Genomic DNA, 15,058 nt, shown 5'->3' with positions numbered 1-15,058 from the left:
CGGAAACTTTTGCTGGTGGGCAGGTCGCCAGTTTGTCAGTAGTCCAGTAGGGCAGTAGGGCAGTATGCCAGGACGTCACTACGCCAGTAGGGCAGTAGGGCAGTAGGGCAGAGGTTCGAGCGCCCTTTTAAAACATACTGCCCTACTGCCCTACTGCCTTATTCCCTAACCCAGCCAACTGATCCGTAATCTCGAAGCGCTCGGAAGCACCGATACGGATTATGTTGAGGCTGCCCTCGCGGGTGAAGCGGAATTCGCCAGGTGCGTCCGCACCGGCCGGCTTGCCGGCCTTGAAGCTGATGATGCGCGTGCCACCATCGGGCCAGGTCACGGTCACGTCGGTCTTGTCGCCGGTGCGCACGACATTTGCCTTGCAGTTGGTCATCGGCTGGCCGAGATAGCGCGCGCAAGGGATGGCGTTGCCAGCACCTGGGACCGGTGTCCCCGGCGGCTGCAGCCGTGCAACGGTCTGTGCGTCGGGCGGAGGCGCCGCGTTGGCCGCGCCGAAATTCTGGACGGGACCCACTGTTGCGGGCGGCGATCCATCAACCTGTCCAGTCGAGGGGTTTCCACCGACCAGGGCCAGGCGGTAAGCATCCTCGATCGCCGCCCTGCCGATCGCATCAGCGGAGTTCAGCGTCGTTTCGGGACCGCCGGTTGCGCCGAGGCGCGTTGTCAGATCGGGCAGCGGTTGAGGCGCAGGGCTCTCCGCACTGGCCGCCACCTGGGGTGTCACTTGCTGGGGATTAATGGGGTCGAGATAGCGCGCCGGAGCCCATCCGCTCAGCTTGGGGTCGTCAATGTCTTCGACTTTGCACCACTTGTGGCCGCTGACGTCGCCGCAGCCGAGATTCTTCACGCTCGAACCACTCGGCAGCCGTGCCTCGATCTTGCCCATGGCCGATGCCGTGGCGCGCACGTTGAGGAGGTCATCCGGAGCGAGACCCGTCACAATCGAGATGATGGGCTCCTGCTCCTGACCGTTGGCCGGCAACTCCGCCAGCATCAGCGGAGCGGCAACCATCGCAAGCAGCGTCGTCGGGAGTGTTACTGTGCGCCTAATCATCTGCCATGGGCGGTAGGTTCAATTGCCGAAGGCGCGGCCAGGCACGAAAGCACCGTCGCACGCCAGCCGGTTTTTATAGGCGACGAGGCGGCGCTGTGTAAGCCCGAAAAGGGGCCGCGTGTTGAATCGCGACCGGGCCACTTCCGCGAACTAACAGCCGGCAAAATATTGCACATTTCATGTAAATATGCACTCTCTCAAGTAAGGTTGAGGAGGGCAATATGGTCGACCTTGAAATATTCGCGCAAGTGGAAAACATAGTTCGCCAGCGTATCAAGAAAACGCGCCCCGAAATTGAGGCTTCACTTGGTCACATTGCCAACGGCAATCCGCTGGCCGCCGAACAGACCCTCTCCAGGCGCCTCGACAGGTTGCAGGTAAAGGCGTCGCTCAGCCGCACCGAAGCGGAGATGATATCGGCTGCGATAGACATGAGGTCTGCCGGGGAGAGAAAGGCCGCCGCCAAGCAGCCAGGACCGGAAGCAATTCTCGGCCCAACGCTCGATTTCATCGGGGTCGCATTTCTGGAGCGTGGGCGCCGTGTGGCCGATGCGGTCGGCCGCGTTGCCTTTCTCAACGGCAATCCACAAGGATCGGGTTTTCTGGTCGGGCCAAGGCTGTTCCTCACAAACAACCATGTGATTTCGTCGCCGGCGGATTCCCGGCGCTTCCAGGTCCAGTTCGATTATGAGCAGGACGGTGCGAATGCCGTGCGTACGCCGACGACGTTCCTGTTCGATCCTGAATCCTGTTTCGTGACCGATAGCATAGAAGGTCTGGACTATACGCTGATCGGGGTCGGCGAGCGGCGTTCCGGTCCAAAGGAACTGGGGGAGTTCGGTTTTATCTCGCTGTCGGATGCGCGCGACAAGCATATGCTTGGCGAAATCGCCAACATCGTTCAGCATCCCGATGGCCGCTTCAAGGAACTGGTGCTGCGTGAAAACCGGCTGGTGGCCCGCGACGAAACGGTTCAAGTGCTGCACTATGTCGCCGACACCGAACAGGGTTCGTCCGGTTCACCGGTCTTCAACAATGAATGGGAGCCTATTGCCCTGCACCATTGGGCCGGGCCGTTCCACGAGGTGACGGGCATAGGTGGCTATGCGCTTGCGCGCGAGATCAACGAAGGCATACGGATCAGCGCCATCGTTGACGATCTCAGCACTAGAAAGTCCAGGCTGCCGGGCTCCTCGGCATCGGCGGTTTCGCAAGCTCTGGCGATTTGGGCCGGCACGCCGCGCATGATGGACGAGACAGTTCGGCTGAACGCCGACATTCGCGAAGATGTGCTGGACAAGCCGGTGCAGCGACCGGAACCGGACGGCAATCCGCCGGCGACGAGACACAATGCCGATGGCTCGGTCACCTGGACTTTTCCCGTCGAGATAAATGTCCGGGCGCCGCTGATCGACGGCGGCGGAGGCGATGCAAGACGGAACGCCGGCAAAGGCCCGGCAAGCGAACCCGCGAAGGTAGCCATCGCCGAGGCAGCGGGTTGGAAAACAGAGGATTTCGACGATCGCGGAGGGTATGAGCCCGGCTTCATACCGGGCTTTGTCCTGCCAATGCCGACGGTTGCCAATTCACCCTACCGGTTGGCCAAAAACCTTCTTGCCAAACCGGGCGAGGACCCACACGAATTGCACTATCATCATTTTTCGATCTTGATGAACGCCGATCGCAGGCTTGCCTTCGTCACCGCCTGCAATATCGATGGATCCCGCACCAAGGCGGTCAATCGCGAGGACAAGACGGTCATCGACCACCCGTCGCTTGTCGAATTGGGGGTGGAGTCGATTTCCGGTGCGGAAGCCAGCGATGCTTTCCGGCCCGATCGCCGCATCGACCTTGGCGAGCAGATGACCCAGGAATTCTATTCGAGCCAGAATGTGCCTGGATTTCCCGTCGCAAAATCCAAGGAACGAATCGCTCGAATGTTCCAGAAGGGTCATATTACGCTTCGCGGCGACCCCGCATGGGGCGTGGATCAGGAGGCGGTCGCGGCAGAACGCGACACGTTCTTTTATACCAATGCTGCGCCGCAAGTCGGCTTCTTCAATCAGGGAAGCTCGCTTAACCATCCCGGCTCCAAGGGGAAGCTGAGATGGCGCGCGGTGGAAACCTATGTGCTGCGCAACGCCTATACGACGCGAGGCCGGGTCACGGTGTTTGCCGGGCCAGTGTTCCGCGAGGACGATCCTCCTTACCGCTTCGAAAGCCATGTTCCGCTGAAGTTCTGGAAGATCGCGCTGTGGTCCGATCAAGCTGGCCTGCGCGCCATCGCGCTGCTGGCGGACCAGAAGCCGGTTTTGGAAGTGATGCCTGAAGCGTTCGGCGAGCGTGCCGAGGCATTCGATGACCCGCTTGAAATTGCCAGGGTATCGGAGTTTCTTTCGACGGTGGCCGAGATTGAAGAGCTGACCGGCCTGAACTTTGGCCAGCAGGTGCGCGACGCCGACATTCGGGCCGGTTCCGAATCGGTTCCAGCACAGACTTTCAACCCAACGCAACTGGCGCCAAAGCCGTCACGGCCAAAGGCTTCATCGCCCAAGACTTCGGCGACCAAGACTTCGACGCCCAAGACTTCGGCGGCCAGCGCCCGACGTCCTGCCAAGCAATCGAAGCGATCGGCGTCTGACAACTGAAGATTGGACCGGTCGCGGCCGCTTGGAGCGCGGTCATCCGTTCGGCCGGGTATGATCGCGGTTCAGCCCGGCATGAAGCCGGTGCGCAGCGCGTGGGCCCATTCGGGCCGCGCCGCCTGCTCGGCCTGACGCGCCGCCGCCTCGTGGTCATAGTCGACAGCAATGGCCTCGAAGCGATCGGGGTGCAAGTCGACGAGGCCGTAGCGGGCGTGCGGCGAGCCTTGCTCGGAGACATGCGCCGGTGTCGTATCGTCGTGATAGGCCGGGCAGCCGATGCTGCCCGGGTTGAAGATGACCGGGCCGCCGGGAATGCGGACCAGTTCGCTGCGGTGGCTGTGGCCGCAAAGCATGATGCGGCAGGCGGGATCGATCGCGCCAAGCCGCCGCTCGATGGCGGCCAGCGGCGCGCGCACCAGTCGGCCGTCGACAATCGCGTCAGTCAGGTATTTTTCGTCGTGGTCGGGCCGGGCGTGGAAGGCGATCACGCCGGGCGCCACATCGAGCGTGAGGGGCAGCGCGAACAGCGCCTCGCGTTGGCCTGCCGTCAGCCGTTCCTGCGCGTAGCGGTCGGACGGCCACATGGTCTCGTCGGCGGTGTCGCGGGCAACGCGGCGGTCGTGATTGCCGCGCACCGTCGGCAGCTCGAGCGCCTCGAGCCGCTCCATGGTCTCGCGCGGCCAGAGCGGGCCGGAAACGCAATCGCCGAGATTGACGATGATGTCGGCACCGCCGCGTCGCCGCAGATCGTTGAGCACGGCGTCGAGCGCCAGGACATTGCCGTGGATGTCGGCGAGGACGGCAATGCGCATGGCAGGCTCCGTGGCTGAGGCAGCGTTTCCTCGCCCCCGCGAAGCGGGGGAGAGGTGGCCGCGAAGCGGCCGGCGTGGGGCCTTTAGCGCGCGGCGCACTGAAAAGTGGAACTTCCTTGAAGGGGGAAGGGGCGTCAAGGCCCCCACTCCGTCTCGGCTTCGCCGAGCCACCTCTCCCCCACTCCGTGAGGGAGAGGAACCCAAGTTCTGCAAGGGCACTTCTCGCCTTGGCTGTTAAGGTAGCGTAGTATTCAGGCTGATATTTCGATCTCGTGGCCGCCGACCGCCGGCAACGATGCGTCGTCGCCGGCCGCGGCAATCACGCTGTCGAGCAGGCCCGGGAAGCGGCGGTCGAGATCGTCACGGCGCAGCGTGATCAATCGACTGGTGCCAACCGCCTCGGTGCGGGTAACGCCGGCCTCGCGCAGCTTGGCCAAATGGTAGCTCAGATTGGTCTTCGAGCAGAGGTCGAGGAACCGGCTGCAATTCAGCGGCACCCCCTCCTTGCTCGCGAGATAGCGCACGATGGCCAACCGCGTCGGGTCGCCGAGCACGGCAAGCACGTTCGGCAGGCTGATCTGGTCGGCGGTGGGATGGGGCAAGGTCATGCCCAGGAATTAAGCACATTCGGGGCCGATTTCAACGCATCTCCTCTCGTGGCTGATGGACACATAGTTTCGCCCTGTCGCCCCGTCCTGACACCGGGCTGTCAGGATGGTTCGGCTATTTTGCAGCGGCTTTATTGACATCATGCCCTGTTATGTCCAATTGTTCAATAACCTTTGAACTAAGGAAATTGCTATGGATAAGCGCCTCATCTGGCTTGCGCTCGGATCGTTCACGATTTCGACCGAAGGTTTCGTCATCTCCAGCCTTTTGCCCGACATTGCAAAGGATGCCGCCATCTCCGTTCCGCTCGCCGGCACGCTGATCACCGCGTTTGCGCTCGCCTATGCGATCGGCACGCCGATCCTGGCAACGCTGACCGGCGAATGGGATCGTCGCCGCGTCATCCTGTGGACGCTGGTGTTCTTCGTGTTGGGCAACGTCGCCGCGGCGCTGAGCTCCTCCTTCGAATTGCTGTTGATCGCGCGCATCGTCATGGCGCTGTCGTCAGGCTTGTTCGCCGCGACCGCACAGGGGACGGCCGTTGCGCTTGTCGACGATCATCACCGCGCCCGCGCCATTGCCGTGGTGGTCGGCGGCACTACGGTTGCGGTCGCGGTCGGCGCGCCGCTCGGCGCGCTTGTTGCGACCGTCGCCGGCTGGCGCGGCACCTTCTTTGCCATTGCCGGCCTTGGCGCGCTCGCCGGCGCCATCCTGTGGTACCGGCTGCCGCGCGGCATCGTCGGCACCAGGCTGCCGCTCCGTATGCGACTGGCAGCGGCACTTCGCCCCGGCGTCATGCCTATCCTGGTGACGACCATCCTGGCACTGATCGGCGCCTTCACCGTCTTTGCCTTTGTCGCGCCGCTCGCCATCGAAGGCGGCGGACTGAACCCGATCGCGCTTCCCGGAATGCTGCTCGCCTTCGGCGTTGGCGCGGTCATCGGCAACATCGGCGGCGGCCAGGCAGCCGACCGATTCGGCGCGACACGCACCGTCTGCTGGTCGCTGGCGCTGAGTGCCGCCATGCTGGTCACATTTTCGCTGATCCCGATGTTCCTGCCGCGCGAGATCGCCGGGCCGGCGCTGATGGCCATGATGGTGCCATGGGGCATCGTCGGCTGGGCGTTCCCGCCGGCGCAGGCCAGCCGTATCATCAAGCTGGCGCCCGATGCCGCGCCCATCGTGCTGTCGCTGAACGCTTCGGCACTCTATCTCGGCGTCGCACTGGGGGCGGTGGTTGGCGCCGCGGTGCTGCGCTACGGCGCACCGGCCGACCTCGGCGTGGTCGCGGCGGCATTCCCGATCATTGGTCTGGGCGTGGTGCTGGCAGGCCACCTGGCGGCGCGTCCGGTGGCGATGCCGGCCGAATAAGGCTGTCAGTGGAGCTTGGCTGCCGGCCGCCGATAGTTCAAGTCGCGGCCGGCGGTGCGTCAAAATCCAGCGCGGCGATTTCGTCCAGCGCCGCTCGCAGGCTTGCCGCCTGCTCCTTTCCAAACGTCTCCTCGAAGCGCTGCTGGGCGACGTGCCACAGCTTCATGGCTTCTTCGAGCTTGGTCCGGCCCTGCGGTGTCAGCCTGACGCGCTTGATGCGGCGGTCGGCAGGGTCGGCGAAGGTCTCGACATAACCGTCGCGGATCAGCGGCTTCAGCGTATGACCGAGGGCCGACAGGTCCATGACGAGGGCCGCAGCGATGGCACCCATCGCCGGTTCGTTGCCGACGTGGATTTGATAGAGCAGGCCCTGCTGCGTGGCCTTAATGCCGGAGGGCGCGAGCACATCGTCATAGAATTGGCCGAGTTTCCGCGTCGCACGGCGCAGCATGGCGTTGTTGCAAAGCAGCAGGCCGGGCAAGGTGGTTTGGGACATTGGCGGATTTCCGGTGAAGGGACCGGAAGGGACCCTCGATGCAAACCAGAAATAGTCCCTGCTCCACGGATTGACAAGATGATGGTATATGCCTACATTCCAATAGTGGCATATACCATTAATTGATCTGCCGGTCGAAGCAGGGATGTTGCCCTGCGGCACTGGCATTTGGAATCGAACCAGAAGGAACAAGACAATGAGCAATCAGGACAAAGGCACGGCGGTCGTCACCGGCGCCTCTTCCGGCATCGGCGCGGTCTACGCGGACCGGCTCGCCGGCCAAGGTTATGATCTGGTGCTGGTGGCGCGGCGCGCCGACCGGCTGGAGGAATTGGCCGGCAAGCTGCGCGCCGAATACGGCCGCAAGGTCAACGTGATCAGCGCCGATCTCGCCGACGACGGCGATCTGCGACGGGTCGAGCAGGCGATATCAACCGACGACAGTGTGACGCTGCTTGTCAACAATGCCGGCCTTGGCGGTGCGCAGGTGGTGGCAACGGCCGACGCCGATGTGGCCGAGCGCATGATCAAGGTCAATGTCGTCGCCTTGACGCGCTTGACCCGGGCGGCCTTGCCGGGACTGCTGGCGCGCAACCGCGGCGCCATCGTCAACATCGCCTCGGTGCTGGCCTTCGACACCTCGTTCGGCGGCATCTACAGCGGCACCAAGGCCTATGTCGTCAACTTCACCGAGGCCCTGCAGCGGGAAGTCGCCGATAGCAAGGTCGCCATACAGGTGGTGCTGCCGGGGGCTACGCGGACAGAATTCTGGGAAGTTGCCGGAAGCGATATTGCCAACCTGCCGGCAGAGATCGTCATGACTGCCGACGATCTGGTCGATGCAGCGCTTGCCGGCCTGGCCAAGGGCGAAACCGTCACCGCGCCCGGGCTCTCCGATCCGGCTGGGTTGGAAACCTATCTTGGTGCGCGGCAAGGTTTCTTCGGCAGCCTGCTGGCCGGCAAGCCGGCGGCACGCTACGCTGCCTGAATTAACTGGTCTTACGCTGTCCGCCACATCGGAATGATCGAGGCGGCCAGCAGCAGGCCAAGCACGGCGTTGAGCATGCGCCACTGGCGCTCGGTTCGCAGCAACCGGGCGAGCAGCGTGCCCGCCACGCACCACGCCGCCAGCGATAGGGCCGCTGCAAGACCGAAGACCGTGCCGAGCAGCAAGGCGAGCTGCAGCGGCCCGTTGGCGAGCGCGGCAAAGGATGCCGCCGCTCCCAGCCCCATGGCCCAGCCCTTTGGGTTCATCCATTGCAGGCCGGCGCCGCCGAAAAAGCTGCTCGGCTTTGCCATGGCCACGTCCAGATTGGGCGGACCGCTGCGGCCGATCTTGAGGGCAAGCCACACCAGATAGAGGGTACCGGCCATTTTCATTGCCAGTTGCAGCGAAGGAGCGGCGGCCAGCAGACCAGCCAGCCCAGCAGCACCTGCCGCAGCCACCGTGGCCAGGCCGGCCGCACTCCCGGCCATCAGCGGGATAGAGCGGCGAAAGCCGAACTGCGCGCCGGACGCCGTCGACAAGGTCGTGGCCATGCCAGGCGTTGAGGTTGAGACCAGCGCGAATACGACGAGGGGAAGGACGGTTTCAAACATGCTGCTTCCTTTGAAGCCTGCACGGTAGGCTGTTTGGCTCATCAGTAAATGCAATGTTTGCTATGATCTGCATTAGCAAATATAATGGTCAGATGCTCCGCAACCTCGACACTGCCCTGGTTCGAACCTTCGTCACCGTTGCCGACAAGGCCAGCATGACGGCGGCGGCCAACGCGCTGCATTTGACGCAAGGTGCCGTCAGCCAGCAGATCAAGCGCTTGGAAGAGGTTCTCGGCTGCAGCCTGTTCGACCGCGATCGGCGCGGATTGCGATTGACCCGCTCCGGCGAGCGATTGTTCGGCAAGGGCAAGCGCCTGCTTTCCCTCAATGACGAGATCCTGGCGGAGATGGCGGGCGATGCGGTTGCCGGTCAGGTGCGGCTCGGAGTGCCGTACGACCTTGTCGGCACCTTGCTTGCGCCGGTGCTGAAGGCCTATGCCGAGGCCTATCCGCAGGTCGAGATCTCGCTTGTCTGTGCTTCGTCACCGGAGTTGGCCGCAGCCTTGGCGACCGGCACGATAGAGCTCGCGGTGATCGAGGAGCCGATCGGTCGGTCGGCCGGCGAATGCCTTGTTGTCGACCGGCTGGTCTGGGTCGGCGCCAAAGGCGGCGCCGCCCGCCGCAAGCGGCCCTTGCCGGTTTCGATGGTCGCCGAGACCTGCGCGTTCCGCCCGGTGGTGCTGGAGGCGCTTAACGAGCATGGGCTGGAATGGCGCACCGTGTTCGAAAACGGCAGCATCGATGCGACGACGGCGACGGTGCGTTCGGACTTGGCCGTCACCACCTGGTTGGCGTCGACCGTGCCTGCCGACCTCGACATTTTGGCCAATGATCCGGAGCTACCGTCATTGCCGAATTTTTCGATCAATCTGCATTTGCCGAAGCACAGCGTCGCGCCGGCTGCACTGGCATTCGCGGGCCACCTCCGCGACGGGTTGGCACGCCGACGAGAGGCGGCTTAAAAAACAGCAAAAGGACGGCTAGTGTTCAGCCGTCCTTGATCGCCCCGCCGCGTCTATTTCCAGTTCTTGCGCCGCTCGATCTCGGCTTCGGACGGCTGCTCCGTGGCAAAGGACCCGGTCTTGATCTCGCCGGAGCGTTTATAGCTCGCCATCAGGACGCCAGTGGTCGATGTCCGCGAACGGGTCAGCTTGAAGGCGGCGGGTATCGTGCCGCTGCCGAACAGTTTTTTGCCCTTGCCCAGCACCAGCGGGAAGATCAGCAAGCTGATCTCGTCGATCAGGTCATTGGCGAGCAAGGTCTGGATCAGCTCGCTCGATCCCTGAATGAGCAGGTCGGGGCCGTCCTCCTGCTTCATCCGGCGCAACGTCGCCACGACGTCGCTGCCGAGCGGCTGGCTATTTTGCCAGGACAGCGAATCTGGCCTGTGCGTCGCCACATATTTGGTGACGGCGTTGAAGCTGTCGGCGATCGGGTCATTCTTCTGATAGGGCCAATGGGCGGCGAAGATGTCGTAGGTCTTGCGGCCGAGAAGCAGCGCGAACGGTTTTGAAAACGTCTCGCCCATGGCGGCGCCCATCACATCGTCCCAGTAGTGAAACGTCCAGCCGCCGAATTTGAAGCCGCCGACAGGGTCCTCTTGCGGGCCGCCGGGCGCCTGCATGACGCCGTCGAGGCTGACGAATGTTGCGGCGATGATCTTCCTCATTGGAGCTCCCTTTCCCTGATCCGTGCCGTCATGGCCGGACTTCGAGCCAAGGACGGGCAGGCAGACATTTGTCCGACAGCGGTCGGCAAATTTCCAGGGCTGGAAAGGGGATGACTGCCGACCTTGTTGCGTCGGCTTGGAGCAGAGAAACGCTCAGCCCAGACCGACGACCGTATCGTAGAGCAGCTTGAAGTTGAGCACCAGGATGAGCGCGGCGACCACCCAGGCCAGCACGGCAACGGCGCGGGAAATGGCGAAATTACCCATCTTGCGCTTGTCCGAGACGAACTGCACCAGCGGTACGACAGCGAAGGGAAGCTGCATCGACAGGATTACCTGGCTGAAGACCAGCAACTGGCCGGTTCCCCTCTCGCCATAGAGCGCAGTGACCACCACCACCGGGACGATGGCGATGCCGCGCGTCAGCAGGCGGCGCGCCCATTGCGGGATGCGCAGACGCAGGAACCCTTCCATCACGATCTGGCCGGCGAGCGTCGCCGTCACCGTCGAGTTCAGGCCGGAGGCAAGCAGCGCTACGGCAAACAGGATGGAAGCGATGCCGAGGCCAAGCAGCGGCGACAGAAGCTCGAAGGCCTGGCCGATCTCGGCAACGTCATGATGACCGGTGCCGTGGAACGCCACCGCCGACACGATCAGGATGGAGGCATTGACGAACAGCGCCAGTATCAGCGCGATGGTCGAGTCGGTCGTCGCCCATTTGATGGCGTCGCGCTTGCCGCGATCGGTGCGCTCATAGGCGCGGGTCTGCACGATCGAGGAGTGCAGATAGAGATTGTGCGGCATCACCGTGGCGCCGATGATGCCGATGGCGATGTAAAGCATGGCCGGATTGGTGACGATCTCGGACGACGGCACGAACATCGCATGCAGGATCGAGCCGACCGGCGGCGCGGCGGCAAAGATCTGGATGGCGAAGCAGCCGAAGATGATGATCAAAAGCGCTATGATGAAGGCCTCGAGGAAACGGAAGCCCTTGTTCATCAGCAACAGCAGCAGGAAGGCATCGAGCGCGGTGATGATGGCGCCGCCGATCAGCGGAATCCCGAACAGCAGTTGCAAGGCAATCGCCGTGCCAATGACCTCGGCCAGGTCGCAGGCGATGATGGCCAATTCGCAAGCGACCCAAAGCATGAAATTGACCGGTCGCGGATAATAGGCGCGGCACGCCTGCGCAAGGTCGCGGCCGGTGGCGATGCCTAGCCGGGCGGCGAGCGCCTGCAGCAGGATCGCCATCAGGTTCGACAACATGATGATGAACAGCAGCGTGTAACCGAACTGGGCCCCGCCGGCGAGGTCGGTCGCCCAATTGCCCGGATCCATGTAGCCGACCGAAACCATGTAGCCCGGCCCCATGAAGGCGAACAGCCGGCGAAGCCAGATCCCCGAGTGCGGCACCGCGATCGTGGCGTTGACTTCGCGAAGGCTGGGCTGCTCGCCGTCCTCCGGGCGGGCAAATCGCCACATGGACCGGGGGGCTGAGGTGGCTTCGGCTTCCGACATGAACTGGCTTTCCACTGGAGCGATCGACATTCTCTCCTTATGTATGCCACGGCTGAACATTATGCAATATGCTATATTTCATTGTCTGAGCTTTTTCGTGTAGCCGCTTGGCCGTGAGGCCGGCACGGCAGTGAACGCCGGTTGCGCCGACCACCGAATGGAAATAAACGGCCAGAACCAATAGGGTTCTGTGCTATGACTGCAATGCCGATTCAAACTGCCGGGAGGAGCGCGTATTGGCGCTGAAGAAAAGACCGGTTCCTCGCGAAAAGCCGCTGCCTGAAGCAGAAATTCACTCGGAAGGCTTCCGGCAGACGCGTGAAGCGCGCCGCAGCGCGCTGGTCGAGGATTATGTCGAGCTCATAGCCGACCTGATCGAGGACGGCAACGAGGCGCGCCAGGTCGACATCGCGGCACGGCTCGGCGTCGCCCAGCCGACGGTAGCGAAAATGCTGACGCGGCTGTGCGCCGACGGGCTGGTTTCCCGGAAACCCTATCGCGGCGTGTTCCTGACCGATGCCGGCCGCAAGGTTGCGGAAGAGAGCCGCATTCGCCACCAGACGGTCGAGGCCTTCCTGCGCTCGCTCGGCGTCAGCGCCGAGACGGCGCGCATCGACGCCGAAGGCATCGAGCACCATGTCAGCGCCGAGACGCTCGAAGCCTTTCGCAAGGCAATAATCGCAGCCCGCTGAAAAGCACGGCCAACGCATCTCGTCGCGCCACTCGCTTCTCACGGGTAGGGTGAACGGCACAGACCTTGCGATGTCTCGGCCAGAGCAAACAAGCGTCAGCAAGCATTGCTTGTTCGCACGAAAAATACTGTGACTTGGCGTAACCGTTGAGATAATTGTTGTCGTGTCCGATCGAACCGCGACACGGCCCGATCGGCCGGAAACTTGCATCACGGGTGTTGCCATGCTCTGGAAGGGCCGTCGTCAGAGTGACAATGTCGAGGACGAGCGCGGCCAGAGCGGCGGGCTTGGTGGCGGGCCGGGGCAGTTTCGCATCCCGATCGGCGGTCGCGCCGGCGGCGGCGGCATGTCGGGCATCATCATCGTAGGGTTGATTTTCCTGGCAGGGTGGTATTTCGGCTTCGACCCGAGCCAGATCCTCGATAACAGCGGCTTGCAGCCCGGCGGCGGCGAGATCACCGACAATAGCGGCGAGCAAGGCGGCGGTACCGGTGCGCCGGCATCCGACGAGATGAAGCAGTTCGTGTCGACCGTGCTGGCCGAAACCGAGGATACCTGGACCGGTATTTTCCAGTCCGAGGGCCTGACCTATCAGGATCCAAAACTGGTCCTGTTCAGCGGCCGGATTCGCTCTGCCTGCGGTTCTGCCTCGTCGGCGGCCGGGCCGTTCTACTGTCCCAACGATCGCAAGGTCTATCTCGACACCACCTTCTTCCAGCAGCTCGATCAGCAGTTCGGCGCGTCCGGCGATTTTGCACAGGCCTATGTGATCGCGCATGAGGTCGGCCATCACGTGCAGAACCTCGTCGGCATCCTGCCCAAATTCAACCAGATGCGGCAGAATATGAGCGAAGCCGACGCCAACCACATGTCGGTGCAGGTCGAGCTGCAGGCCGACTGCTTTGCCGGCATCTGGGCACATTTCACCGGTCAGAAGGGCATCTTGGAACAGGGCGACATGGCGGAGGCACTGAACGCCGCCAAGCAGATCGGCGACGACACGTTGCAGAAGAAGATGCAGGGCTACGTCGTGCCGGAAAGCTTCAACCATGGCACGTCGCAGCAGCGGCAGACCTGGCTGGCGCGAGGCTTCCAGAACGGCAAGCTTTCGGACTGCGACACGTTCAACAACCCGATCTGAGCTGACGGTTTCTCGTAATCCGAGAGACTGGATCGCAGTCAGGGGATGTCAGGATGAAAACACTCTGCCCGTTCCCTCATTGTTCCCAGCGATGTGCTCGCCTATAAGGTGTGTTCCCGTTCGCTCGGGCGGCCCGAGGAGATACCATCATGATAGACCCCAAAACCGCCAGGCGGGGCCTTGCGCTTGTTTTCACCACCCTGCTGCTCGACATCATCGGCTTCGGCATCATTATGCCGGTGCTGCCGGCCTATCTCAGGGAATTGACCGGCGTCGGCATCAGTGAGGCGGCCATCGAGGGCGGCTGGCTGTTTTTCGTCTATGCGGCGATGCAGTTCGTTTTCGCACCAGTGATGGGCGGGTTGAGCGACCGGTTCGGACGGCGGCCTATCCTGCTTGCCTCGGTGCTGACGTTCGCTATCGACAATCTGATCTGCGCTATCGCCTGGTCCTATCCGATGCTGTTCATCGGCCGCGTGCTGGCCGGCGTTTCTGGCGCCAGCTATTCCACGACATCGGCGTTTATCGCCGACATCTCGACCGACGAAAACCGTGCGAAGAATTTCGGGCTGCTCGGCATCGCTTTCGGTGTCGGCTTCGTCATCGGGCCGGTTCTGGGCGGGTTGCTCGGCACGTTCGGGCCACGTGTGCCGTTCTATTTCGCTGCCGGGCTTGCTTTCGCAAACTTTCTGATCGCGCTGTTTCTGTTGCCGGAAACGCTTGATAACAAGCACCGTCGCCGCTTCGAGTGGAAACGCGCGAACCCGGTCGGCACGCTCGTCCAGATGCGCAACTACGAAGGTATCGGCTGGATTGGACTTGTCTTCTTTCTGATGACGCTTGGGCACATGATGTATCCCGCCGTCTGGTCGTTCGTCTCCAGTTATCGCTATGGCTGGAGCGAACAACAGATCGGCTTCTCGCTCGGCGCCTTCGGCCTGTGCGGGGCGATCGTCATGGCGACAGTCCTGCCGCGTGTGATCCCTAAACTTGGCGAGTGGAAGACGGCGGTAATCGGTCTGGCATTTACCGCACTCAGCGCCTTCGGCTACGCCTTCGCGTCACAAGGCTGGATGATCTACGCGGTGATCGTCGTCGGATGTCTCGAGGCGTTGGCCGACCCGCCGCTCAGAAGCCTGGCGGCCGCCAAGGTGCCACCTTCCGCCCAGGGCGAACTCCAGGGCGCGATGACCTCGATCTTCTCGATCACCTCGATCATCACACCGCTGCTTTATACGGCGATCTTTTCCTGGTTCACGGGGTCGAGCGCGCCCGTAGTTTTCGGCGGTGCCCCGTATCTGCTCGGCGCGATTTTCCTCACGCTGGCGCTCGTCGTCTTCGTCACCAGGGTGGCCAAGCCGACGCCGAAGGAAGTCAAACGCATGCACGCGCAGGAAGCGGTGACCGACGGGGCTTGATCGGCGCCGGGAGCCCGGC

Annotated in this window: 14 protein-coding genes; 7 read left to right on the top strand and 7 right to left on the bottom strand. The window is 62.9% G+C overall.

Going from position 1 to position 15,058, the window contains the following annotated elements:
- Nucleotides 1-142 precede the first annotated feature (142 nt).
- Nucleotides 143-1,024 carry an SH3 domain-containing protein gene (locus tag NKG60_RS22155; protein ID WP_352669620.1) on the bottom strand — a complete coding sequence of 294 codons (882 nt, stop codon included), beginning with the start codon at nucleotides 1,022-1,024 and terminating at the stop codon, nucleotides 143-145.
- A 263-nt stretch (nucleotides 1,025-1,287) separates the two neighbouring features.
- On the opposite strand from NKG60_RS22155, the gene NKG60_RS22150 reads away from it, so the two are divergent.
- Nucleotides 1,288-3,714: a DNA/RNA non-specific endonuclease gene (locus NKG60_RS22150; RefSeq protein WP_352975559.1), complete on the top strand. Its 2,427-nt coding sequence runs from the start codon at nucleotides 1,288-1,290 to the stop codon at nucleotides 3,712-3,714.
- Between the two features lie 62 nt (nucleotides 3,715-3,776).
- Here the strand turns inward: NKG60_RS22150 and NKG60_RS22145 are convergent, their stop codons facing one another.
- Nucleotides 3,777-4,523, bottom strand: coding sequence for a metallophosphoesterase family protein (locus tag NKG60_RS22145; RefSeq protein ID WP_352669623.1), 747 nt, complete (start codon nucleotides 4,521-4,523; stop codon nucleotides 3,777-3,779).
- 251 nt (nucleotides 4,524-4,774) lie between these two features.
- Nucleotides 4,775-5,131 carry an ArsR/SmtB family transcription factor gene (locus NKG60_RS22140; protein WP_352669625.1) on the bottom strand — a complete coding sequence of 119 codons (357 nt, stop codon included), beginning with the start codon at nucleotides 5,129-5,131 and terminating at the stop codon, nucleotides 4,775-4,777.
- Nucleotides 5,132-5,324: 193 nt separating this feature from the next.
- Between NKG60_RS22140 and NKG60_RS22135 the strand changes: the two genes are divergently transcribed.
- A complete protein-coding gene (locus NKG60_RS22135) occupies nucleotides 5,325-6,503 on the top strand; it encodes an MFS transporter (protein ID WP_254820339.1) in 1,179 nt (392 codons plus the stop codon).
- 37 nt (nucleotides 6,504-6,540) lie between these two features.
- Here NKG60_RS22135 and NKG60_RS22130 read toward each other — a convergent pair whose 3' ends face one another.
- Nucleotides 6,541-6,999, bottom strand: coding sequence for a MarR family winged helix-turn-helix transcriptional regulator (locus NKG60_RS22130; protein WP_352975556.1), 459 nt, complete (start codon nucleotides 6,997-6,999; stop codon nucleotides 6,541-6,543).
- Between the two features lie 196 nt (nucleotides 7,000-7,195).
- On the opposite strand from NKG60_RS22130, the gene NKG60_RS22125 reads away from it, so the two are divergent.
- A complete protein-coding gene (locus tag NKG60_RS22125; protein WP_352669631.1) occupies nucleotides 7,196-7,987 on the top strand; it encodes an SDR family NAD(P)-dependent oxidoreductase in 792 nt (263 codons plus the stop codon).
- 11 nt (nucleotides 7,988-7,998) lie between these two features.
- Here the strand turns inward: NKG60_RS22125 and NKG60_RS22120 are convergent, their stop codons facing one another.
- Nucleotides 7,999-8,598 (bottom strand): LysE family translocator, encoded by a 600-nt coding sequence (locus tag NKG60_RS22120; RefSeq protein WP_352669634.1) that lies wholly within the window; start codon nucleotides 8,596-8,598, stop codon nucleotides 7,999-8,001.
- Between the two features lie 92 nt (nucleotides 8,599-8,690).
- Here NKG60_RS22120 and NKG60_RS22115 point away from each other — a divergent pair, with 92 nt between their 5' ends.
- Nucleotides 8,691-9,560, top strand: coding sequence for a LysR substrate-binding domain-containing protein (locus NKG60_RS22115; protein WP_352866287.1), 870 nt, complete (start codon nucleotides 8,691-8,693; stop codon nucleotides 9,558-9,560).
- Nucleotides 9,561-9,613: 53 nt separating this feature from the next.
- Here the strand turns inward: NKG60_RS22115 and NKG60_RS22110 are convergent, their stop codons facing one another.
- Both NKG60_RS22110 and NKG60_RS22105 read right to left on the bottom strand, forming a co-directional pair.
- Complete coding sequence (locus NKG60_RS22110) at nucleotides 9,614-10,267, bottom strand: dihydrofolate reductase family protein (RefSeq protein WP_352669638.1); 654 nt, start codon at nucleotides 10,265-10,267, stop codon at nucleotides 9,614-9,616.
- A gap of 153 nt (nucleotides 10,268-10,420) precedes the next feature.
- Complete coding sequence (locus NKG60_RS22105; protein WP_352669684.1) at nucleotides 10,421-11,788, bottom strand: Nramp family divalent metal transporter; 1,368 nt, start codon at nucleotides 11,786-11,788, stop codon at nucleotides 10,421-10,423.
- Nucleotides 11,789-12,024: 236 nt separating this feature from the next.
- On the opposite strand from NKG60_RS22105, the gene mntR reads away from it, so the two are divergent.
- The 3 genes from mntR to NKG60_RS22090 all read left to right on the top strand — a co-directional run bounded on the left by mntR (nucleotide 12,025) and on the right by NKG60_RS22090 (nucleotide 15,039).
- Entirely contained in the window at nucleotides 12,025-12,480 is a 456-nt protein-coding gene (mntR, locus tag NKG60_RS22100; protein ID WP_352669641.1) for a manganese-binding transcriptional regulator MntR, read from the top strand.
- A 223-nt stretch (nucleotides 12,481-12,703) separates the two neighbouring features.
- Nucleotides 12,704-13,621, top strand: a complete 918-nt coding sequence (gene ypfJ / locus NKG60_RS22095) for a KPN_02809 family neutral zinc metallopeptidase (protein ID WP_352669643.1) — start codon at nucleotides 12,704-12,706, stop codon at nucleotides 13,619-13,621.
- A 149-nt stretch (nucleotides 13,622-13,770) separates the two neighbouring features.
- Nucleotides 13,771-15,039, top strand: a complete 1,269-nt coding sequence (locus NKG60_RS22090) for a TCR/Tet family MFS transporter (RefSeq protein ID WP_352669646.1) — start codon at nucleotides 13,771-13,773, stop codon at nucleotides 15,037-15,039.
- The last annotated feature ends 19 nt before the right edge of the window (nucleotides 15,040-15,058 follow it).

It is taken from the genome of Mesorhizobium sp. M1428, assembly GCF_040317515.1.
In the GTDB taxonomy this organism is placed as follows: Bacteria; Pseudomonadota; Alphaproteobacteria; order Rhizobiales; family Rhizobiaceae; genus Mesorhizobium.
This window is presented reverse-complemented; position numbering and strand designations above follow the sequence as displayed.